Raw genomic sequence first — 21,598 nt, forward strand, 5'->3', positions numbered from 1 at the left:
ATTTCCTTAGCTTGCTCGCATTGGGGCAAACCCCAAACTGTGGGCTATAACCCAATAGGGCACACACATCCGGGTCACCGTTGATGAAACTGCACGCACAAACGCTTCGGCCCGAGGAGGGCGACGTTCGCTTGAGCACGCGCAAGCAGCCGTTCAATCTGCTGCGCTGGTTTTCGCTGATCAGCATGGCTGTGATTGCCACGGTCGCCGTGGCGCTTGGGGCGGTGTCGACGCAGTTTGTGATTACCGAAAGCGTGCAGCGCGATGCCCTGCTGACCTCGCAATTCATTCAGGCGATCGCCTCGGCCGAGGTGCGCCACGTGGCGATTGCCAATGTGCGGACCATGGGCGAACTGCTTGACCCACGCCAGGACAAGGATTTCCCCGACGTCGACCCCGCCGCACGCGCCAATGCCCGAGGGGAGTTTCTCGATCACATCGCGCACCTGCCCGACGTATTGCTCGCCAATATCTACGCGCCCGACCGGCGGGTGATCTGGTCCACCAACCCGGCGCTCGTCGGCACCACCATCCATGTCGACGAAGACCTCGACCACGCGTTCGAATACAAAGTGCCGGTGTCGGCCAGTTATCACGACATCGACGAAGGGCGGATGGAGCAGAAATTCATCACGCCGCCGGATTACATCTTTATCGAAAACTACATCCCGCTGTTCGACGCCGACGGCAAAAACGTCACCGCCATGGTCGAGATCTACAAGGAACCCAAAGACCTGATCGGCCGCATCGGCCGAGGGCTGGTGCTGATCTGGCTGGCCACGGCACTCGGCGGCGGTCTGATTTACCTCGGTTTGTACTGGATCGTGCGGCGCGCGGCGATCCTCCTCGCGCAACAGCAAAAACAGCTGATTACCAACGAAACCTTTGTCGCCCTCGGCGAGATGTCGTCGGCCGTCGCCCACAGCCTGCGCAATCCGTTGGCGACCATCCGTTCCAGCGCCGAACTGGCGCTGGAACTCGGCGCCGGCCCGGCGCATAAAAACATCAACGACATCATTGGCCAGGTCGATCGCATGTCGAAATGGGTCCGCGAATTGCTGCAATCGCTGCGACCGCTCAACGACGATGCCGAGCCGGTCAACCTCGTCGCGGCGATCCACGACAGCCTGATGGCGTTCGAGCAGCAAATTACCCGCGCCGGGGTCAAGGTCGAGTTCAACCCGCAGCAGACGCCAATGGTCCTCAGCCAGCACGTGCAACTCACGCAAATCCTCAACAGCCTGATGGCCAACGCGTTGGAAGCCATGGACAAGGGCGGCAAACTCACCGTCACCCTCGAGCCGACCGACGCGCGCGGCGTGTGCGTAGTGCTCAGCGACACCGGCAAAGGCATGAGCGAAGAACAGCGCAAAATGGCCTTCCGGCCGTTTTTCACCACCAAGACTGGCGGCCTCGGCGTGGGGCTGGTGCTGGTCAAACGCATCATGGAACGCTTCGGCGGCGGCGTTGCGCTCGGCAGCCGCGAGGGCGAGGGCACGTGCGTGCGCCTGTCGTTCAAACTCGTGCCCTGAAACGGGGAATCAGCGTTCCCCACAAACGGGTGTGATTGCCCACCGCGACACCGTTAGCCGCCTACCAAAAGTCATAAGCCGTTGTTTGCTCAGGCGTCTGCGCGCAGGCAAGAAAAATCCACGACATGGCGAGGGATTTGCAACTGAGCAGTAACGGTTCATAACGTCGAGACCGCAGGCGATGGACACCATAAAGCTTTACAAGCGCCCAACCCCCACGCCTGCCGATTGGGCGGTTAATGACAGTATTTGCAAGCGACAACGCTTCGCATTCGCTAGTAGTCATTGCGCTGCAGAAGCCCGAACGCCGTGGCGTCCAAGGTATTTCTGCGTAATGGCGGCGAAATACCAGCATTGCCCATTCGATCCTCAGTATTGCCACCTACACTCATCGTAATCCGCCATCAAAGGTCGTCCCGCGCGCTTCCCCAGGACACGCCCATGCTGATGCCAGAACAACAAAAAATACCTGCGCCGACCCTGCCGGCGGCAGAGCAGGAGCGCCGCAACGGGCAGTTCAATTTGCTGCGCTGGTTTTCCCTGGCGAGTTTTTTCTTCATCGCGGCCGTGGCGCTGGGTCTGGGCTACGTTTCCACGCGTTTTGTGGTCACCGAAAGCATTGAGCGCGATGCCTTGCTCACCGCGCAATTCATCCAGGCCATCGGCGATGCCGAGATGCGCCACGCCAAGATCAACAGCAACCGAACCATGGGCGAGATGCTTGATCCGCGGCAGGACCACGCTTATTCCGACGTCCCGGCGCAGACGCGAGCCTCGGCGCGCACCGAATTTCTCGACCATGTCGAGCACCTGCCCGGCTTGTTGCTCGCGACAGTGTTTGCCGTTGATCGCACGGTGACCTGGTCGACCAACCCGCAGATGATCGGCATGCATTTCGAGGACGACGACGAACTCGATGAATCCTTCAAAATGAAGGTCCCGGTGTCCGCCAGTTACCACAAGATCGACGAGGAACGGCCCGAGCAAATGCTTCTGCGCGAGCCGCAATTACTGTTCATCGAAAACTACATTCCGATGTTCAACGCCGACAAAAGCCAAGTGGTCGCCATGGTCGAAATCTACAAGGAACCTACCGATCTGGTGGAGCGCATTCAGCGCGGTTTCAGGTCGATCTGGATCGCGACATTGCTCGGCGGCGCGGCGATTTACCTGGCGCTGTTCTGGATCGTGCGCCGCGCCGCGAAGTTGCTGCAGAGTCAGCAAAAACAATTGATTGCCAACGAAACGTTTGTCGCGTTGGGCGAGATGTCCTCGGCGGTGGCTCACAGTTTGCGCAACCCGTTGGCGACCATCCGTTCCAGCGCCGAACTCGCTCAGGAAATCGCCAGCCACGGCGCGCAGAAAAACATCGGCGACATCATTCATCAGGTCGACCGCATGTCGCGTTGGGTGCGTGAGTTGTTGCTGTCGTTGCGGCCGATGCACGACGACTGTGAGTCCGTCGACCTGGTGCTGGCCATCGACGACACCCTGAGCGCTTTCGAGGCGCTGATCAAACGCTCGAATGTTCGTGTGCGCTTCACCGCGCAGAGCTTCCCGCCGGTCGTCAGCCAGCAAGTGTTGCTCACGCAGATCCTCAACAGCCTCTTCGCCAATGCCCTGGAGGCGATGCCAACGGGCGGCGTGTTGAGCATCGAGATTGATTCGCCGCACCCCGACGCGTTGCGCATGACCCTGACCGACACCGGCAAAGGCATGACCCGGCAGCAGCAACAAATGGTCTTCAAACCGTTTTTTACCACCAAGCAGGGCGGCCTCGGCGTCGGTCTCGCGTTGGTCAAACGAATAATGGAACGCTTCCATGGCTCGGTCGAACTGACCAGCCAGGAGCAGGAAGGAACCCGCGTCTGTCTCAATTTCAAAGTGGCAACGGGAGGGGAATATGGAGCGCAGCATATTGCTGGTGGAGGATGACGAACTCCTCGCCGAAAACATCCAGACCTACCTTGAGCGCAAAGATTTCGAGGTGACGGTCTGCCATTCGGCTGAGGATGCGCTGGAGCAACTGGGCTCGTTTGTGCCGGACGTGGTGCTCACCGACAACTCGCTGCCGGGCATGAGCGGTCACGACTTGATCCAGAAGCTGCGCATCAGCGCGCCGGATCTGAAAGTGATCATGATGACCGGTTACGGCAACGTCGAAGACGCGGTGGTGGCGATGAAGGAGGGCGCGTTTCACTACGTGACCAAACCGGTGGCGCTGCCCGAGCTCAAACTGCTGCTGGACAAGGCCCTGGCAACCGAGCGCATGGAGCGCACGTTGTCGTTTTATCAGGAGCGCGAGGCGCAGAAGTCCGGCGTGCAGGCGTTGATCGGCGAATCGCCGCCGATGCAATACCTGAAAAACACCATCGGCCAGTTGCTCGAAGCCGAACGCCGAATGGCCAATACCGACCTGCCGCCCGTGTTGGTCGAGGGCGAAACCGGCACCGGCAAGGAACTGGTGGCGCGCGCGCTGCACTTCGACGGCCCGCGCGCCAAAGGCCCGTTTATCGAATTCAACTGCGCGTCGATTCCATCGAATCTGGTCGAATCAGAATTGTTCGGCCACGAGAAAGGCGCATTTACCGACGCCAAGGATCGCCGCGTCGGGTTGGTGGAAGCGGCTGACGGCGGCACGTTGTTTCTGGATGAAGTCGGCGAGATGGATTTGCCCCTGCAAGCGAAACTGCTGAAGTTGCTGGAAGACCGGACCATCCGCCGCGTCGGTTCGGTGAAGGAACGCAAAGTCGATTTGCGCGTGATCAGTGCAACCAATTGCAACCTTGAGCAGATGGTCCAACAGGGCAAATTTCGCCGAGATCTGTTTTTTCGGCTACGCATTATCTCGATCAAAGTCCCGCGCCTGCACGCCCGAGGAACCGACGCGCTGCTGCTGGCGCGGCACTTTCTGGCGATCCACGGCAAGCGTTATGGCAAACCGCATTTGTATTTCAGCGATCAGGCTGAAGCGTTGCTGCTGAGTTACAGCTGGCCGGGCAACGTGCGCGAGTTGCGCAACATGCTCGAGCAAACCGTGTTGCTGGCGCAGAGCGACGTGATTGCCGCGCATCAATTGCACGTCTGCCAGAGCCTGGTCGATGAACCGTTGCTGGTACAGGAGCCGCAATACATCGAACCCCGGCCGTGCAACGGCGTCGAATCGATGAACTTGCCGGAAGTCGAGCGCGACATGGTGCGCAAGATGCTCGACAAGACCGACTGGAACGTCACCAAATCTGCGCGTTTGCTCGGTTTGAGCCGCGACATGCTGCGTTACCGGATCGAAAAACTCGGCCTCGCGCGGCCGGACAAGCGTCAGTGGTAAGGGCACCGCTGGACTGAGGATCGATGGTTTGTCAGAGGACGACGAGAGGTAGGGGCGCTCAGTGGAAAATCCACTGAAGCTATGCCTAACTGGTTTTTCCCTTTGACGGAGTAGCGGTCTATGCGGCGTAGAGGTGCGCAGTACTGGCTGTGGATCAACAGCCAGTTACACGGGCGTAATCACGACGAGGTGTTGCCGGACGGCACGCAAATTGACGTCCAGGCGCGGCTTAATCGTGCGCAAGTGACGCAGGTGTTTGTCGGGTTGTACGCCCGCGACGGTTCCGCGCTGGCAGAAGAGTTTCATGATCGCGAAGGGCAACCGACGTTGGCACACGCGCTGGCGTGGGGCTGTGCACGAGCGCGGGAAATCCTGCGCACGGTGACGGCATTTCGCGCCCCGCATCGGATTCAACTGACCCTGGGGGTGGTGGTCGACGATCCCTGCACGTTGGCGCTGCGACAAATGGAAATGTCCGAGGAGGAAGTGCTGCGGATCAAGCGTCAGGATGCCTGGGAGGAATACGTCCAGGCCAAGCAAGCGGTGTTGGCGCTGATGCGTTCGGAAAAGGTCGACAGCGAAGTCTGGGAAAGTCAGAAGCGCCGCTTGCGCGATGCCATCGACCGCCGCGCGGCACTGCGACATAACTGGCCGTCGGATTGAGCATCACTGCAGCGCCGGGCCCTGAGGGGCGAGGCAGGCGAGCAGACAGGTCGGGTCGAGCACCTCGTCGTTGACGTAGATTCCGCGCTGCGCATCGTAGGACCGAATGAACACACGCACGGTGCTATCCGCCACGGTCGGCAACCGCGAATCGTAGAACACGTGGTCGCTGGCGATCGGAATGAAGTCTTGCGGAGCGCTGGAAATATACGCGCGCGGCGGCACGGCGTTCAGGGTGAACGGCGCCGGATGCGCGAAAGGCTGGTCGGCGCCGTAATAGAGAATTTCACTGCTGGATTGCTCTATTGGCGTGAAGAAATCGTCGGCGTGCGCAGCGCTGACGGTGGTGAGAAGGGCGATGAACAGCAGCGTTAAATCGGTGTGTTTCATGACGGCACCTGCGAAATCGGTTTTCCCGCATTTCCCCAAGGTCATTAACTATAGCTGGCGCTACGTGATGCGTTGCTGATGGCCGATTTACAACCTCCGTACAAACCTGTGCTGTGGCGGTTCAACGGCTGATCTAGACTCGTGCCGGTCAATAAAAAAACAGCTCTGGAGTACGCAATGGACATGCCGACAAAACAACAGGCCATCGCCAGCAATCGCGACGCCTGGAATGACTCCGCAAGGCACCACAAAGACAATCCCGACTGGCCGGTTCTGCTCGACGAGGTCAGTCGCGCGGATTTCAGTTGCATCGACGACACCTTGCGCGCAGTGCTTGAGGAGGTGGGCGTCGCCGGCAAGGAGGTGGTGCAACTGGGTTGCAATAACGGGCGCGAAAGTTTGTCGCTGTACGCGGCTGGCGCGCGGCGGGTGGTGGGGGTCGATCAGTCTGCGGCGTTTTTGCAACAGGCGCGGGAGCTGGCTGAGCGGTCGCCGCACGACGCCGAGTTTATTGAGGCCGACATTCATCATTTGCCAGCGGCGTTGCACGGACGTTTTGATCTGGCGCTGATCACCATTGGCGTCTTGAACTGGATGCCGGACATTGGCGAGTTTTTCGCTCACGTCGCGCAAATCCTCAAGCCGGGTGGCGCGGTGGTGATCTATGAAACTCACCCGTTCCTGGAAATGTTCGATCCAGACGCCGCCGAGCCGCACCGGCTGGCGAGTTCGTACTTTCGCAGCGAGCCGTTTGTGCAACACCAGCCAATTGTGTATGACGGCAAAGTCGAGCAGCCCGCAGCGGCGTCGTATTGGTTTGTTCATACATTGAGCGCGATTTTCACCGGTGCCATGAAAGCTGGATTACAGATCAGCCACTTCGAGGAGTACCCGCACTCCAACCGCGAAGCGCTGTACGACCAATATCAACAGCAAACCGCGCAATTGCCGTTGTGTTTTACCTGGGTGGCGGTGAAGCGTTGAGTTTTGTTTGGAGAATGCGTGCCCGCACAGACGCCTTCGCGGGCAAGCCTCGCTTCTACACGAGATCAGGGCTGTTCGCAGATCCCCTGACCTCGGCAAGCCCTGAACTTGTTATTGGTTTGTGCAACCGTTAAACGCTATCTTCAGCGGCTCGCTTGCACCGTCGTCAGGATTCAGGAGTTTTCATGCAACGCATCGACCATCCATTGCCCTGGAGCCACCTCGGCACCGAGCGCAGCCTCAGCGTGTTTCGTTATGGCGCCGGTGCGCGCAAGGTTTACATCCAGGCCAGCCTGCACGCCGATGAACTGCCGGGCATGCGCACTGCGTGGGAGCTGAAAAAGCGCCTCGCCGAGCTCGAAACCCAAGGCCAGTTGCAAGGCGTGATCGAGTTGGTGCCGGTGGCCAACCCGATCGGCCTCGACCAGCACCTGCAAGGCGCGCACATGGGCCGTTTCGAGCTCGGCAGCGGCAAGAATTTCAACCGTGCGTTCGTCGAACTGAGCGAGCCGGTCGCCGCGTTGATCGGCGCGCAACTGGGCGATGATGCCGAGGCCAACGTCGCGCTGATCCGCCAGACCATGGGCCAGGTGCTCGACGCGCTGCCGGCGCCGTCCTCACAGCTGCAAGCGATGCACCGCTTGCTGTTGCGTCACGCTTGCGACGCCGACATCACTCTGGATTTGCATTGCGACTTCGACGCCGCGATTCATATTTACGCACTGCCGCAGCACTGGCCGCAGTGGCAATCGCTGGCCGCGCGTTTGCAGGCGGGCGTCGCGTTGTTGTGCGAAGACTCTGGCGGCAGCTCGTTCGACGAATCCTGCTCGACGCCGTGGTTGCGCTTGGCGCGAGCCTTCCCGCACGCGGCGATTCCGGCGGCGAACCTGGCGACCACGCTTGAGCTCGGCAGCATGGGCGACACGCGGGTTGATCAGGCGCAGGGCAATTGCGAAGCGATTCTCGGTTTCCTCGCCGAGCAGGGTTTCATCAGCGGCGACTGGCCGGCAGCGCCGGGCGAATGCTGCGAAGGCATGCCGTTTGAGGGCACCGAATATTTGTTCGCGCCGCATCACGGCGTGGTCAGTTTCCTGCGCGAGGCGGGCGAGTGGGTGGAGCAGGGCGATGCGCTGTTTGAAGTGGTCGACCCGCTGAACGACCGGGTCAGCACCGTACGCGCCGGCACCAGCGGCGTGCTGTTCGCGATTGATCGCGGACGCTACACGCAACCGGGCACATGGCAGGCGAAAGTCGCCGGGCGTGAGCCGATTCGGGTGGGGAAATTGATTAACGATTGATTCACTGGCGGCGTTGCTGTTTATCGCCTCATCGCGAGCAGGCTCACTCCCACAGGGAATCGCGGTCCCTTGCAGGAGCGAGGCTTGCCCGCGAAAGCGTCATCAGCCACAACAAAAATCTTCCGCACAAGTGTTAGGGTGTCCGCCAAATCCTGCGCCCAGTGAAGGAAGATTTATGCTGAAGTTTCTCGCCCTGTTCATGCTCATGGCCTGCGCCACGGCCCATGCCGAAACCCCGTTACGCAGCGACTTGCCGCTCAAATACATCGAGCAGGCCAACCCGGATGCGCCCAATCAGCCGCTGGTGATTTTCCTCCACGGCTACGGCAGCAACGAGCAGGATCTGTTCGGCATCAAGGACGAATTGCCTGCGCAATACAATTACCTGTCGGTGCAGGCGCCCGTCGCGTTGGGCTCGGAACCGGACAGCTATCAGTGGTTTCGCCAGAAGGGCCAAGGCGCCTACAACGGTGAAACCGACGATCTGAAAACCAGCGGCAAGCTGTTGCTGGATTTCATCGGGCAAGCGGCGAAGAAGTATCACACCGACGCCAGCAAAGTGTTTTTGGTCGGTTTCAGTCAGGGCGCGATCATGTCGTACGAAGTGGGGTTGCGTCATCCGCAAGCGGTGGGCGGAATTGCCGCGCTGAGCGGGCGGATTCTGCCGGTGCTCAAAGCTGAGCTGAAACCGGATGAAAACCGCCAGAAACTGGCGATCTTCATCGGTCACGGCACCCTCGACCAACGCTTGCCGCTGGTGGATGGCACCGCCGCCAACAGCCTGCTGCAGCGCCTGTCACTGAAACCGGAGTTTCATACCTACGAAGGTCTGGGCCACAGCATCAGCGCTGGCGAAATACAGGATTTGAGCGCCTGGTTGCAGCGCCTCAATCGCTGAGTTGCAGGGCGTTATTTGCCGGTGATTTGCTTGACCAGTGTGTCGTGGCCGGCTTTGTCGGCCGGGCGCGAGATGATCTGGATAACCGCCATTTTGTTGCCGGAAGCCGCCATCAGCGTCGAATTGAGGGTCTTGCCGCCGCCCTGAGTGGCGGTACTGTCAACTTGACGCACGCCCAGCCCGGTGCCTTTGAGGGTCAGGCTCTTTTCGCTGAGCTTGTTGAAATCCGGCAGGGCCTTGTGTTCGGCGACGTCGAAGTCGGCGGCGGTTTCGTCGAGGAACTTGCCGTCGTTGTCCTTGACGGTAACCCCCGGCGGCAGGTTGTTTTCGGCGGCGATCACCACCGTTTTTGTGGTTTCGTTGACGTACATGGTGCCGGTCGCCCCGGTCGCGCCCGGCGGCAGCGGGTTGGCGGCGAAGCCTTTAGGCAGGCTGAAGCTGAATTTGCCGGCCAGCATCGAGACTTTGAGCGGCGAGTCGCTGGCGGCCTTGGCGGCGTAAGCATTCAACGCCCCCAGGCTGGTGACCGCCGTCAGCAACAGGACAACGGCTTTTTTACTGATCAATGACATTCGAAATTCTCCAGGGATGGTCGCGCGTCGCGCAATCATCCCACGGAATACCGCATCCGCCCAATGACCCGAAATTTTGAGGTTCATTGGGTTGGTGCGGGTTTGGCGAGCAAGCGCCGGGTGACGCCGAGCATGCCGACCGACACGCCGACGCCGAGCACAAAGCCGCTCATGCCCAGGCTGGGCAAGGTCAGCGCCGCCACCAGGCAAAACGCCGCGAACGAGTACATGCCGGTGGCCGTCGCGCGTAGCAACGCGGCGGTGAACGCCGGGCCGCGGGTTTGTTGGGAAAACACCGCCATCACGCTGCCCAATACCGGGAACACCGCGAGCAAGCCGCTCCAGCGTTCGCCGACGGTGCTGGCCAGCAAGGTCACGGCCAACGTCAGCAGAGCGCCGGCGACCATGCGCAGCAACAGTTTGTCGGACTTGGGTTTAGCCCCCGCAACAATCGGCTGCACCGACGGAAACAGGTAAGGCGCGGCGAGCAGCGCAGTCGCCGCAGCGATGACCGAGAACGTCAGCGACGGCGGAATCACCGACAGCAGCACCGCCGTCGCGCTCCACACCAACAGCGAAATCGTCAGCGCCCACGGCCAATTGGCCCGTTGCGCGACTTGGGCGTAGGTCACGCAAAAAGCGATCATCGCGAACATCGCCGACAACGCGGCGGTGGCCGACTGCGCGGCGAATGCCTCACCTTGCTCGATCGCCAGGAAAAACAGAATCGGCCCGACCACCACCGGCAATCCCGACAGCCAACCGGCGACGCTCGGTCCCCAGCGCTTGCCGGCCAGGGAAATCAGCAGCAGAAATCCGGGAATAACCAACAGCTTGAGCATCAGCACGCACGTACCTCCGACCTGAGTGAGCGGCCACGTTAGCACCGAGTACGGCGGATTGCTCTACCGATTGCGCTGTTTTGTATACAAAACGCTAAATCCGCAAAGTTGTACAAATGGTTAATTGGTGTATAACTTTTAACAGACACCGACGATGGCTTGATCACCATGAACAAACCCAAACTGCGTTTGCATCACGGCTTGTTGCTGCTGGCATTGCTCGCTACCCCAGCGCTGGCGAATTGGCAGGCAGCCTTGCCCGGCGCGCAGATCATCGGCAGCGGCGAATTTCGGGTATTTGGCTTCGACGTCTACAACGCCCGGCTGTGGAGCGCAACGCGGCCGCTGGCGATGGATCAGCCGTTTGCGCTGGAATTGATTTATCAACGCAAGATTTCCCGCGACGATCTGGTGCAGGCCAGCGTCGATGAGATCAAGCGCTTGTCCGGCCAATCGGTGAGCGACGCGCAATTGGCCGAATGGCAGGTGCAGATGCAGCGCTCGTTTGTCGATGTGACTGCTGGTACGCGCATTACCGGCGTGTATTTGCCGGGGCAGGGCGCGCAATTCTTTGTCGGCCAGCAATTGCAGCACGAAGTGCGGGACGCGCAATTCGCCGAGGCGTTTTTTGCGATCTGGCTCGACCCGAGAACCCGTAACCCCGAGTTGCGCCGGCAGTTGCTGGGCACTAACCCACCGTGAGAGCGCCGTGATGCTGAAACATCTGCTTCTGGACAAGATGCTTTTGAAAAAACTGCTGCTGGTGTTGTGCCTGGGCTCGCTTCTGGGCCTGGCCGGTTGCGGTGGCGTCGATGTAAAGCGCTACAGCGAGGAGAATCCGAAACTCGATCTGCCGGGGTTTTTCCTCGGGCGCGTCGACGGCTGGGGCATGTTTCAGAAACGCTCGGGCGAGGTGGTGAAGCGCTTTCACGTGCTGATCAATAGCCGCATGGACGGCCAGAATCTGATCATGCACGAGGACTTCACCTACAGCGACGGCACCCAACAGACCCGCGTCTGGACCCTGCGCCCCGACGGCCCCGGGCGCTGGCGTGGCACGGCGGGCGATGTGGTTGGCGAGTCCAGCGGCGAGGTGGCCGGCAATGCGCTGCACTGGCGTTACGTGCTGAGCCTGCCGGTCGATGACAAGGTCTACGACGTGCACCTCGATGACTGGATGTATCTGATCGACGAAAACACTCTGGCCAATCGCTCGGCGATGACCAAGTTCGGCTTTGAGGTCGGTCAGGTCACGCTGTTTTTCCGTCGGCAGGGTACGTGAACCATTCGCGCGGTCACGGCGCCTGATACCGGGGCATTTGCCCCTTGGGCGCTCGGACTGAAACGTCTAAGCTGCGCGTTTTGCTTCTGTTGATGGATGATCGCGTGAAATTCAGTTTGCCCAAACTCGCCACCGCGCCGTTTTGCCCGCCGGAAGTCGCCGGCAGTGTCGCCGTCGATCCGAGCGCGACGTTTTTCAAACGCATGCTGCGCTTCGCCGGCCCGGGTTTGCTGGTGTCGATCGGCTACATGGACCCCGGCAACTGGGCGACCGCAATCGAGGCCGGGTCACGGTTTGGCTACAGTTTGTTGTTCGTGGTGTTGCTCGCGAGCATGGCCGGGATGGTGGTGCAGTGCCTGTGCTCGCGGCTGGGCATCGCCACCGGCCGCGACTTGGCGCAACTCTCGCGTGAGCGCTACAGCACCCGCACCGCGCGGGTTCAGTGGGTGCTCGCGGAAATCTCGATCATCGCCACCGACCTCGCCGAAGTGCTCGGCTGCGCGCTGGCGTTCCATTTGCTGCTGGGTTGTTCGCTGACCACCGGTATTGCGCTGACGGCCTTCGACACCTTGCTGGTGCTGGCCCTGCAAAATCGTGGTTTCCGCCGCCTCGAGGCAATCATGCTGGTGCTGGTCGGCACGATCGGCGCGTGTTTCTTCGTCGAATTGCTGCTGATCAAACCTTACTGGCCGGACGTCGCCCAAGGTTTCACGCCGTCGCTGGCGGCGATCAGCGACGCCGCGCCGCTGTACATCGCGATCGGCATTCTTGGCGCCACGGTGATGCCGCACAACCTGTATTTGCACACCTCGATTGTGCAGACACGGATGATCGGCAAGGACCTGGCGAGCAAGCAGGACGCCGTGAAGCTGGCGCGCATCGACATCATCGGCTCGCTGGCGCTGGCGTTGCTGGTCAACGCGGCGATTCTGATTCTGGCGGCGGCGGCTTTCCACAGCACCGGGCACAGCGAAGTGGTCGACATTCAGGACGCCTATCACTTGCTCGATCCGTTGGTGGGCGGAGCGCTGGCCAGCGTGTTGTTCGGCGTCGCGCTGCTGGCGTCGGGGCAGAGTTCGACCTTCACCGGGACCATCGCCGGCCAGGTGATCATGGAGGGTTACCTGAACCTGCGGATTCCTTGTTACCAACGACGCCTGATCACGCGGGGGCTGGCGCTGATCCCGGCGTTCATCGGAGTGTGGCTGATGGGCGATAACGCGATTGGTAAATTGCTGGTGATGAGCCAAGTGGTGCTGAGCCTGCAATTGCCGTTTGCGTTGTACCCGCTGATCAGCATGACCAACGACCGGAAGCTGATGGGGCCGTTCGTCAACAAACTGCCGACGCGGGTGCTGGCGTGGGGCTTGTTCGCCGTGATCAGCGCCGCGAATGCGTGGCTGATCTTGCAACTGGCGGCGTGAGCTGCTGATCGTTCCCACGCGGAGCGCAGGAACGATCAGAGCAGGGTGGATCAGGTGCGTTCGATCGCCAGGGCTACGCCTTGCCCACCACCGATGCACAGGGTGGCGAGGCCTTTTTTGGCGTCGCGCTTGATCATTTCGTGCAGCAACGTCACCAGCACTCGGCAACCCGAAGCACCGATCGGGTGGCCCAAGGCAATTGCGCCGCCATTGACGTTGACCTTGTCCAGATCCCATTCCAGATCTTTCGCCACGGCCAGCGATTGCGCGGCAAACGCCTCGTTGGCTTCGATCAAATCCAGTTGCTCGATCGACCAACCGGCCTTGCTCAGGCAGCGGCGGGTTGCCGACACCGGGCCGATGCCCATGATCGCCGGGTCCACGCCGGCGTTGGCGTAAGCAGCGATTTTCGCCAATACCGGCAGGCCCAGCGACTTGGCTTTGTCGGCGCTCATCAGGATCACCGCCGCCGCGCCATCGTTCAGCGACGAGGCGTTACCGGCCGTGACCGAACCGTCTTTCTTGAACGCCGCTTTCAACTTGCCCAGCGACTCGGCAGTGGTGCCGGCGCGGGGTTGTTCATCGGTGGCGAAGGACAGCGGATCGCCCTTGCGCTGCGGGATCAGGATCGGCGTGATCTCATCGACAAACCGCCCGGCTTCAATGGCTGCCGAGGCTTTCTGCTGCGAGGCGGCGGCGAAAGCGTCTTGCTGTTCGCGAGTCAGGCTGTACTTCTCGGCCAGGTTCTCGGCGGTAATGCCCATGTGGTAATCGTTGAACGCATCCCACAGACCGTCGCTGATCATCGTGTCGACGATTTGCGCGTGGCCCATGCGCAGACCGGTGCGCGCGCCGGGCATCACGTAGTTGGACAGGCTCATGTTTTCCTGGCCGCCGGCAATGATCACCTCGGCATCGCCGCAACGAATTGCCTGGGTCGCCAGATGCAGGGCTTTTAGGCCCGAACCGCAGACCTTGTTCAGGGTCATCGCCGGCACAGTAAACGGCAGGCCAGCCTTGATCGCCGATTGGCGCGCAGGGTTTTGCCCGGCACCGGCGGTCAACACCTGGCCCATGATCACTTCATCGACCAGCGCCGGGTCGAGCCCGGTTTGCGCGAGCAACTGGCGGATCACCGCCGCGCCCAGATCAACCGCGGACACACCGGCCAGCGCGCCCTGGAAACTGCCGATGGCGGTGCGGGTGGCGGCAACAATAACGACGTCTTGCATGGAATGATTCCTCACTGAGCAGCGAATTGCATTTCCGGAACATGCTCCGGCACGATCAGTTTACCGGCGGTCTTGGCGACGATTTCTTCGACGCTGACACCCGGCGCGCGTTCTTTGAGAATGAACGCGCCGTCCTTGATTTCAAGGTAGGCGAGGTCCGTCAAGACACGCTTGATGCACCCGGCGCCGGTCAGCGGCAGGCTGCATTGGGCCAACAGTTTCGACTCACCGTCCTTCGACGCGTGGGTCATGATGACGATGATGTTGTCGGCGCCAGCGACCAGGTCCATCGCGCCGCCCATGCCTTTGACCATCTTGCCGGGGATCATCCACGAAGCGATGTTGCCCTGCACATCCACTTCAAAAGCGCCGAGCACGGTCAGGTCAACATGGCCGCCGCGAATCATCGCAAACGATTCGGCCGAGGAGAATATCGACGCGCCGATCCGTGCGGTTACGGTTTGCTTGCCGGCGTTGATCATGTCGGCGTCGATGGTGTCTTCAGTCGGAAACGGGCCCATGCCGAGCAGGCCGTTTTCCGATTGCAGCATGACTTCCATGCCTTCAGGGATGTAGTTGGCGACCAAGGTCGGAATGCCGATGCCGAGGTTGACGTAGAAGCCGTCCTGCATTTCGCGGGCGACGCGCTGAGCCATTTGTTCGCGGGAAAGTGCCATTGTTGTTATTCCTTCATTCGGTCCGGGGGCAGGGGATCACTTACGCACGGTGCGCTGTTCGATGCGCTTCTCGAACGTGCCGCAAATGACCCGGTCGACGTAGATGCCAGGGGTGTGGATCTGCGACGGGTCCAGCTCGCCGGGCTCGACGATTTCTTCGACTTCGACCACAGTGATTTTGCCGGCGGTAGCGGCCAGCGGATTGAAGTTCTGGGCGGTGTGGCGATAGATGACGTTGCCGAAATGGTCGGCTTTCCAGCCTTTGACGATGGCGAAATCGCCAGTGATCGACTCTTCCATGATGTAGCGGCGACCGTGGAATTCGCGTTCTTCCTTGCCTTCGGCGACCGGGGTGCCGACGCCAGTGGCGGTAAAGAACGCCGGGATGCCGGCGCCGCCCGCGCGCATTTTTTCGGCGAGGGTGCCTTGCGGGGTAAGCACGACTTCGATTTCGCCTTTCAGCAATTGGTCTTCGAACAGTTTGTTCTCGCCGACATAGGAGGCCACGACTTTGCTGATCTGCCGATCAACCAGCAACACGCCGAGGCCAAAACCGTCGACGCCGCAGTTGTTGGAAACCACGGTGAGGTCGCGGGTGCCTTTGCGTTTGATCTCGGCGATGAGGTTTTCCGGAATCCCGCACAGGCCGAAGCCGCCAGCGATCACGGTCATGCCGTCTTCAAGACCTGCCAGAGCTTCCTCGTAGGAACTCACGCGCTTGTCGAAACCTGCCATATGCACCTCTTTTATTCTTGATGGGCGGCTGGCTAGCCGTAATGCAACCGAGTGTCGCGCCGGTCGATTCATTTGTTAAGTTGATTTTTAAGTACGATTGATAGATAAAACTCACCAATGACGTCCGTGCGCCCTACGTCAATATCATTCCTGCCGTAAGAGCAAAGCTTGCTCGCGAAGACGATTTCACAGGCGCCTCATAAACCTGTAGGAGCAAAGCTTGCTCGCGATGACGATTTCAAAAACGCCATCGCGGGCAAGCCATGCTCCTACAAATAACTTGCACGCCCATCACCGGAGCAACGCGACCATGACCGTCAAGCAAATCCGCGCCTTTCTCGCCGTCGCGCAGAGCCTGAGCTTCGCCGTCGCTTGCGAGCGCTTGCACCTGTCGCAATCGGCGTTGAGCCTGACCATCAAGGCCCTCGAAGAAGGCCTCGGTGGCCGCCTGTTCACACGCAACACGCGCAACGTCGCGCTGACCCCGGAAGGTGAATCGCTGGTGCCGCTGGCCCGACGGCTGATCGCCGATTGGGACAATGCCGAAGACGAACTGCGCCAACGTTTTACCCTGCAGCGCGGTCGCGTGACCCTCGCGGCGATGCCGTCATTTGCCGGCAACCTGCTGCCGCCGATCCTCAAAACCTTCCGCGCACGCTACCCGAAAGTCAACGTGACGGTGAACGACGTGATCAACGAACAGGTGCTGGAAATGGTCCGCGACCGCCAAGTCGAACTCGGCGTTTCGTTCGAACCGGCGCACAGCACGTCGCTGCAGTTTACGCCGTTGTACATCGACCGCTTTGTCGCCGTGGTGCCGCCGGATTCACCGCTGGCCGACCGGCCGGAAATCGACTGGGAAACGTTGTTGAAGGAACCGTTCATCACCCTGCAACGTCCGTCGACCGTGCGGGTGATGCTGGAAGAACACCTGCAGGCTCGCGGGATGAAGTTGCCGGTGGAATTTGAAAGCCATCAACTGGCGACGGTCGGGCGCATGGTCGCCAGCGGTTTGGGCGTGAGCGCGGTGCCGGCGCTGTGCGTCAGGCAGATGCAGGAGTCGGGCGCGCACTGCATCACCCTGCGCGACCCGGTGGTGGAACGGGCGATTGGCGTGCTGACCAAACCGGGAGTCGAACTGTCGGCGGCGGCGCAGGCGTTGTTCGACATCTTCAAGCAAGCCAACCTCGGCCAGCGATTATCGGATGGATAAACGCATTCCCCCTGTGGGATCGGGTTTGCTCAGCAATTGAGGCGTTGCGCCAGCAGTGGCAGCAGTTGCTCACACGACCCTTCAATCTTCATCTGCAAGATCTCGTCCGCCCGGGTCTTGCCGAGGTTGATCGCGATCAGCGGTTTGCCCTGATCCACCACCGCCCGACACAAGCGAAACGCCGAATACGCCATCAGCGAAGAACCGACCACTAACAATCCCGCCGCGTCCTCAACCGCCGCCAGCGCCCGCGCCGCCGTGACGGCCGCAACGTTTTCACCGAAAAACACCACGTCCGGCTTCATCCGCGCGGCGCCGCAATGCGGGCAATGCGGCACCTGGAATCGCGCTTCAAACGCCGGGTCCAGCAGCGTATCGCCATCCGGCGCTTGCACCGCATCGACGCCCGCCAGGTACGGATTCTGCGCCTCCATCACGCGCTGAATCGCATCGCGTTCGCTACGCTGGCCACAATCCAGGCACAGCACCCGATGCAGGCTGCCGTGGAGTTCGATGACATCGTGGCTGCCCGCCTGATCGTGCAACGTGTCGACGTTCTGCGTGATCAACCCGCCGATCTGCCGCGAACCCTGCAAACTGGCCAGCGCCTCGTGCGCCGCGTTGGGACTGGCCACGCGCACTCGCGGCCAACCAAGCATCGCCCGCGCCCAGTAACGCCGGCGCGCTTCGGGTGCGGCGAGAAACTCCTGATACATCATCGGTTGCCGCCCACGGCGCACGCCCTGGTTGTCGCGATAGTCCGGAATGCCCGACGGCGTGCTGATACCGGCACCGGTCAGAACCGCGAACGGCCGGTCGGCCATCAACTGCTGAAGTCGGTCGAGCTGTTCGCGGATGGGGCTGTCGAGCATGTTCAACACTCCGGGTAGGCCTTGAGTGTTGGCAGCGTAGCATTTGCCAGGTGTCGAGCAGAGTTCCTCAGGCAAATGGAGCTTTTTTGAACTTGATACCCATCAATTGAGAGGGAACAGCTACGCATCTGGTAGCAGTTCGGGTTATTTGCGCGCTTCGAGGATGAGGTTGAACGGCGTTTGCGTTGCTCGGCGAAATTGCTTGAATCCGGCCTCGGTGAACACTTTGCGCAAACGCGCTTCACCTGCCTGGGCCCCGAGCCCGAGGCCGACTTCCTGAGACAGCGAATTCGGCGTGCAGATGAACGTTGAAGCCGCGTAAAACAGGCGGCCCACCGGGGTGATGTTGTCGTCAAGGGAATCATTGGCGTAGGGCTCGACCAGCAACACCGTGCCGTCGGGTTTCAGCGAGTTGCAGGCATGGCGCGCCGCGCCGACCGGATCGCCCATGTCGTGCAGGCAGTCGAAGTAGCAGACCAGGTCATAGTCGTCGCCGGGATAGCTTTTCGCGGTGCCCTGAAAAAACCGCGCGCGCGAGGCGACGCCAGCGGTTTCCGCGCGTTGGCAGGCGACGGTGACGGAGGGCGCGTGGTAGTCGAAACCGACAAAACGCGAATTCGGATAAGCCTGGGCCATGATCACCGTAGAAGCGCCGTGGCCGCAGCCGATGTCTGCAACCTTGGCTCCGGCCTCGAGTTTAGCCACCACGCCGTCCAGCGCCGGCAGCCATTCGGCGACCAGATGTGCCTTGTAGCCGGGGCGGAAAAAGCGTTCGGTGCCGTTGAACATGCAGGGATGGTGCTCGCCCCAAGGCAGCCCGCCGTTGCCGCGCATGGCGCTGATCAGTTTGTCCTTGTCATGGAAAAACGACGCAACCACGCCGACACCGCCCGCCACGTACACCGGCGAGTCTTCGTTGGCTAGCGCCAATGCCTGTTCTTCGGGGAGGCGGAACTGGCCGTCTCGGTGTTCCATGTAGCCGGACGCGGCGTGAGCGCTGAGCCATTCGCGCAGCAGGCGAGGGTGGCAGCCGGTTTTGTCGGCGAGTGCTTCGGGGCTGATCAACTGGCTGTCGGCCATGGCCCGATACAGGCCCAGTTCTTCGCCGAGCATGACGTTGGCCAGCATCGCCGCGCCGCCCGTGTCGTTGATCAGTTTGCCCATGAAATCGTTAAGTCTGGCCTCGTCCATCACGTGTGCTCCTGTTGCAGGATCACGGTCCAGAGGCAGTGTTTATCGAGGCATGCGCCTCTGGGCGGTGGTCGTGGATTGAATCCTTGCGGGGTAACTATCAAGTCTAGTTCGCCACCCGATAGCCGCGTTTCGCGCCGACGAAAGCTCCATGCCCGGCAGCAATCTTCGGTGGGAGCGAGGCTCAGGTGGTTTGTATTGCAGTGTGTACGTGGGCCGGCGAGACACGTCGGCAGACGATTGCCGCCCGTTTCAAACACAGCAGCGATACACGCGCGCGGTTCACTCGGTTGACCGAATTTTTTCAACCGAGATGAGGCCTGCAGCATGCACACACCCAATTTATCCCCCAAACCCGGCGTCGGCCTGGGCCTGCGTCGTGGTTTGCTCAGCGACCTTCAGGCAGCGCCGGCCGGTGACTTCGACTTTCTCGAAGTCGCGCCGGAAAACTGGATCGGCATCGGCGGCGCCCATGGCGCAGCGTTGCGTGCGTTGGCCGAACGCTATCCGTTGTCCTGTCACGGTTTGTCCTTGTCACTCGGCGGATCGGCGCCGCTGGACGTGGCGTTTTTGCACGAAGTGCGCGGTTTTCTCGATCACTTCAACGTGCCGCTGTACAGCGAACATTTGAGTTATTGCAGCGATGACGGTCACCTTTACGACCTGCTGCCGCTGCCGTTCACCGAAGAAGCGGTGCACCACGTTGCCGCGCGGATTCGTCTGGCGCAGGACATTCTCGGACGGCGGCTGGCGGTGGAGAACGTCTCCTATTACGCCGCGCCCCGGCAGGACATGGACGAGCTGACGTTTACCAACGCCGTCCTGCGCGAGGCGGATTGCGACCTGTTGCTGGACGTCAACAATGTCTACGTCAACTCAATCAACCACGGTTTTGACCCACAGGCATTTCTGGCCGGTATCGATGCCGGTCGCGTGGTGGGCATGCACGTTGCCGGGCATTTCGACCAGTCCGACACATTGAAAATCGACACCCACGGCGCTTCGGTGAAACCGGTGGTCTGGTCGTTGTTGTCCGAGGCTTATGCGCGATTTGGTGCGCAACCGACGCTGCTGGAGCGCGACTTCAACTTCCCGGCGTTCTCCGAATTGGTCGCCGAGTTGCAGATCATTCGTGGCTTGCAAGCGGTCGAGGTGAGCCGTGGATAAATCCTCGTTGCATCAGCAGCAAAATGCCCTGACCCGCTACTTGCGCGATCCCGAGAACTGCGCGGCGCCGGTCGAAATGGATGCCGCGCGGGTGCAGGTTTACCGCGATCTGGTGTTCAACAATTTGTCGTTGTTGCTCAGCGGCACGTTTCCGGTGCTGGTGAAGATTCTCCGCGAGGAAGATTGGCGGGTGCTGCTGCGAGCCTTTCTGCGTGACCACCGCGCACAAACGCCGAAATTTGGGGAAATCGCCCGCGAGTTTGTCGGGTTTATTGCCGGTGGATTGCCGGGTGATTGGCCGGTGTTCATGGCCGAGTTGGCGCATTACGAATGGGTAGAAATGGTGCTGCAGCAGGCGGCTGACCAGCCGTTGCCGGCCAGCGATGCGGAATCAATGCTGGAGCGGCCGTTGCGGGTATCGCCACTGGCCTGGCCGTTGGCGTATGCCTGGCCGGTGCAGCTTTTAGGCCCGAATTATCAGCCTGACGCTGCGCCGGATCAGCCGACGTTGTTGTTGGTTCGGCGCGCAGAGGACTGGAGCGTGAAGTTCGCCGAATTGAGCCCGCTGGCGTGGCGCTTGTTGCAGCGCATTGGCGAATTTCCTGCGCTGGATGGCCGGGCGCACCTGCAAGGGCTAGCGCAAGAGGCGGGCGCTGCCGGGTCGAGCGAATTCATGGAAAACGGCTGGGCGTTATTGCAGCAGATGCATGCGCAAAGAGTGGTCGGTGCGGCCGCCTGAGCACAACCTCCACCCAACAGCACCGCACCTGTAGGAGTGAGCCTGCTCGCGAAGCGGTGTGCCAGTTGATATCAGTGCCAACTGACCCACCGCCATCGCGAGCAGGCTCACTCCCACATTAATCGCGGTCGAACGCCAATCCTGCATCCAACAAAAATCCCCTGTAGGAGCTGAGCTTGCTCGCGAAAGCGGTCTGCCAGTTGATATCAATCTCAACTGACCCACCGCCATCGCGAGCAGGCTCGCTCCCACATTAATCGTGGTCGAACGCCAATCCCCCACCCAGCAAAAATCCCCTGTAGGAGCTGAGCTTGCTCGCGAAAGCGGTGTGCCAATTGATATCAACCTCAACTGACCCACCGCCATCGCGAGCAGGCTCGCTCCCACATTAATCGCGGTCGGACGCCAATCCTGCATCCAGCAAACATCCCCTGTGGGAGCTGAGCTTGCTCGCGAAAGCGGTGTGCCAGTTGATATCAACCTCAACTGACCCACCGCCATCGCGAGCAGGCTCACTCCCACATTAATCGCGGTCGAACGCCAATCCCCCACCCAACAA

21 protein-coding genes are annotated in these 21,598 nt (G+C 60.8%); 13 read left to right on the forward strand and 8 right to left on the reverse strand.

Features of this window, described 5'->3' with window-relative positions:
- The first annotated feature begins 83 nt into the window (after window positions 1-83).
- The 4 genes from FBY12_RS14075 (at window position 84) to FBY12_RS14090 (ending at window position 5,523) form a co-directional block, all read left to right on the forward strand.
- A complete protein-coding gene (locus FBY12_RS14075) occupies window positions 84-1,532 on the forward strand; it encodes a sensor histidine kinase (RefSeq protein WP_145253232.1) in 1,449 nt (482 codons plus the stop codon).
- A gap of 441 nt (window positions 1,533-1,973) precedes the next feature.
- Window positions 1,974-3,467, forward strand: coding sequence for an ATP-binding protein (locus FBY12_RS14080; RefSeq protein ID WP_121731365.1), 1,494 nt, complete (start codon window positions 1,974-1,976; stop codon window positions 3,465-3,467).
- Window positions 3,436-4,860 (forward strand): sigma-54 dependent transcriptional regulator, encoded by a 1,425-nt coding sequence (locus FBY12_RS14085; RefSeq protein WP_145253234.1) that lies wholly within the window; start codon window positions 3,436-3,438, stop codon window positions 4,858-4,860. The genes FBY12_RS14080 and FBY12_RS14085 overlap by 32 nt, the downstream gene beginning before the upstream one ends.
- Before the next feature lie 120 nt (window positions 4,861-4,980).
- A complete protein-coding gene (locus FBY12_RS14090; protein ID WP_145253236.1) occupies window positions 4,981-5,523 on the forward strand; it encodes a hypothetical protein in 543 nt (180 codons plus the stop codon).
- A 3-nt stretch (window positions 5,524-5,526) separates the two neighbouring features.
- Here FBY12_RS14090 and FBY12_RS14095 read toward each other — a convergent pair whose 3' ends face one another.
- Window positions 5,527-5,913 carry a hypothetical protein gene (locus FBY12_RS14095; RefSeq protein ID WP_145253238.1) on the reverse strand — a complete coding sequence of 129 codons (387 nt, stop codon included), beginning with the start codon at window positions 5,911-5,913 and terminating at the stop codon, window positions 5,527-5,529.
- Between the two features lie 177 nt (window positions 5,914-6,090).
- On the opposite strand from FBY12_RS14095, the gene FBY12_RS14100 reads away from it, so the two are divergent.
- The 3 genes from FBY12_RS14100 (at window position 6,091) to FBY12_RS14110 (ending at window position 9,093) form a co-directional block, all read left to right on the forward strand.
- On the forward strand, window positions 6,091-6,897 hold the full coding sequence (locus tag FBY12_RS14100; protein ID WP_145253240.1) for a class I SAM-dependent methyltransferase: 807 nt from the start codon (window positions 6,091-6,093) through the stop codon (window positions 6,895-6,897).
- Between the two features lie 185 nt (window positions 6,898-7,082).
- Window positions 7,083-8,195, forward strand: coding sequence for a M14 family metallopeptidase (locus FBY12_RS14105; RefSeq protein ID WP_145253242.1), 1,113 nt, complete (start codon window positions 7,083-7,085; stop codon window positions 8,193-8,195).
- Between the two features lie 175 nt (window positions 8,196-8,370).
- On the forward strand, window positions 8,371-9,093 hold the full coding sequence (locus tag FBY12_RS14110; protein ID WP_145253244.1) for an alpha/beta hydrolase: 723 nt from the start codon (window positions 8,371-8,373) through the stop codon (window positions 9,091-9,093).
- Between the two features lie 11 nt (window positions 9,094-9,104).
- On the opposite strand, the gene FBY12_RS14115 is transcribed toward FBY12_RS14110, so the two are convergent.
- Both FBY12_RS14115 and FBY12_RS14120 read right to left on the reverse strand, forming a co-directional pair.
- Complete coding sequence (locus FBY12_RS14115) at window positions 9,105-9,665, reverse strand: hypothetical protein (RefSeq protein ID WP_145253246.1); 561 nt, start codon at window positions 9,663-9,665, stop codon at window positions 9,105-9,107.
- 83 nt (window positions 9,666-9,748) lie between these two features.
- Window positions 9,749-10,513, reverse strand: a complete 765-nt coding sequence (locus FBY12_RS14120; RefSeq protein WP_145253248.1) for a hypothetical protein — start codon at window positions 10,511-10,513, stop codon at window positions 9,749-9,751.
- A 162-nt stretch (window positions 10,514-10,675) separates the two neighbouring features.
- Between FBY12_RS14120 and FBY12_RS14125 the strand changes: the two genes are divergently transcribed.
- From FBY12_RS14125 to FBY12_RS14135, 3 genes are all read left to right on the forward strand, one after another.
- Entirely contained in the window at window positions 10,676-11,209 is a 534-nt protein-coding gene (locus FBY12_RS14125) for a chalcone isomerase family protein (RefSeq protein ID WP_145253250.1), read from the forward strand.
- 10 nt (window positions 11,210-11,219) lie between these two features.
- Window positions 11,220-11,789: a DUF3833 domain-containing protein gene (locus FBY12_RS14130; RefSeq protein WP_256663314.1), complete on the forward strand. Its 570-nt coding sequence runs from the start codon at window positions 11,220-11,222 to the stop codon at window positions 11,787-11,789.
- 104 nt (window positions 11,790-11,893) lie between these two features.
- Window positions 11,894-13,213 carry an Nramp family divalent metal transporter gene (locus FBY12_RS14135; RefSeq protein WP_145253251.1) on the forward strand — a complete coding sequence of 440 codons (1,320 nt, stop codon included), beginning with the start codon at window positions 11,894-11,896 and terminating at the stop codon, window positions 13,211-13,213.
- 50 nt (window positions 13,214-13,263) lie between these two features.
- Here the strand turns inward: FBY12_RS14135 and FBY12_RS14140 are convergent, their stop codons facing one another.
- The 3 genes from FBY12_RS14140 to FBY12_RS14150 are packed head-to-tail and all read right to left on the reverse strand — an operon-like array spanning window position 13,264 to window position 15,857.
- Complete coding sequence (locus FBY12_RS14140; protein ID WP_145253254.1) at window positions 13,264-14,445, reverse strand: acetyl-CoA C-acetyltransferase; 1,182 nt, start codon at window positions 14,443-14,445, stop codon at window positions 13,264-13,266.
- A gap of 11 nt (window positions 14,446-14,456) precedes the next feature.
- On the reverse strand, window positions 14,457-15,122 hold the full coding sequence (locus FBY12_RS14145) for a CoA transferase subunit B (RefSeq protein ID WP_121731354.1): 666 nt from the start codon (window positions 15,120-15,122) through the stop codon (window positions 14,457-14,459).
- A 36-nt stretch (window positions 15,123-15,158) separates the two neighbouring features.
- Window positions 15,159-15,857, reverse strand: a complete 699-nt coding sequence (locus FBY12_RS14150) for a CoA transferase subunit A (protein WP_092280252.1) — start codon at window positions 15,855-15,857, stop codon at window positions 15,159-15,161.
- 310 nt (window positions 15,858-16,167) lie between these two features.
- Between FBY12_RS14150 and FBY12_RS14155 the strand changes: the two genes are divergently transcribed.
- Window positions 16,168-17,070, forward strand: coding sequence for a LysR family transcriptional regulator (locus tag FBY12_RS14155; protein ID WP_092280254.1), 903 nt, complete (start codon window positions 16,168-16,170; stop codon window positions 17,068-17,070).
- A 29-nt stretch (window positions 17,071-17,099) separates the two neighbouring features.
- On the opposite strand, the gene FBY12_RS14160 is transcribed toward FBY12_RS14155, so the two are convergent.
- Window positions 17,100-17,942, reverse strand: a complete 843-nt coding sequence (locus FBY12_RS14160; protein ID WP_145253256.1) for an NAD-dependent protein deacetylase — start codon at window positions 17,940-17,942, stop codon at window positions 17,100-17,102.
- A gap of 144 nt (window positions 17,943-18,086) precedes the next feature.
- Window positions 18,087-19,133, reverse strand: coding sequence for a class I SAM-dependent methyltransferase (locus FBY12_RS14165; protein ID WP_145253258.1), 1,047 nt, complete (start codon window positions 19,131-19,133; stop codon window positions 18,087-18,089).
- A gap of 327 nt (window positions 19,134-19,460) precedes the next feature.
- Between FBY12_RS14165 and FBY12_RS14170 the strand changes: the two genes are divergently transcribed.
- Together FBY12_RS14170 and FBY12_RS14175 are read left to right on the forward strand one after the other, a co-directional pair.
- Window positions 19,461-20,300: a DUF692 domain-containing protein gene (locus FBY12_RS14170; RefSeq protein WP_145253260.1), complete on the forward strand. Its 840-nt coding sequence runs from the start codon at window positions 19,461-19,463 to the stop codon at window positions 20,298-20,300.
- Complete coding sequence (locus FBY12_RS14175) at window positions 20,293-21,039, forward strand: DUF2063 domain-containing protein (protein WP_145253262.1); 747 nt, start codon at window positions 20,293-20,295, stop codon at window positions 21,037-21,039. The genes FBY12_RS14170 and FBY12_RS14175 overlap by 8 nt, the downstream gene beginning before the upstream one ends.
- Window positions 21,040-21,598 lie beyond the last annotated feature (559 nt).

Origin of the sequence: Pseudomonas sp. SJZ131 (assembly GCF_007828705.1) — a bacterium.
In the GTDB taxonomy this organism is placed as follows: Bacteria; Pseudomonadota; Gammaproteobacteria; order Pseudomonadales; family Pseudomonadaceae; genus Aquipseudomonas; species Aquipseudomonas prosekii.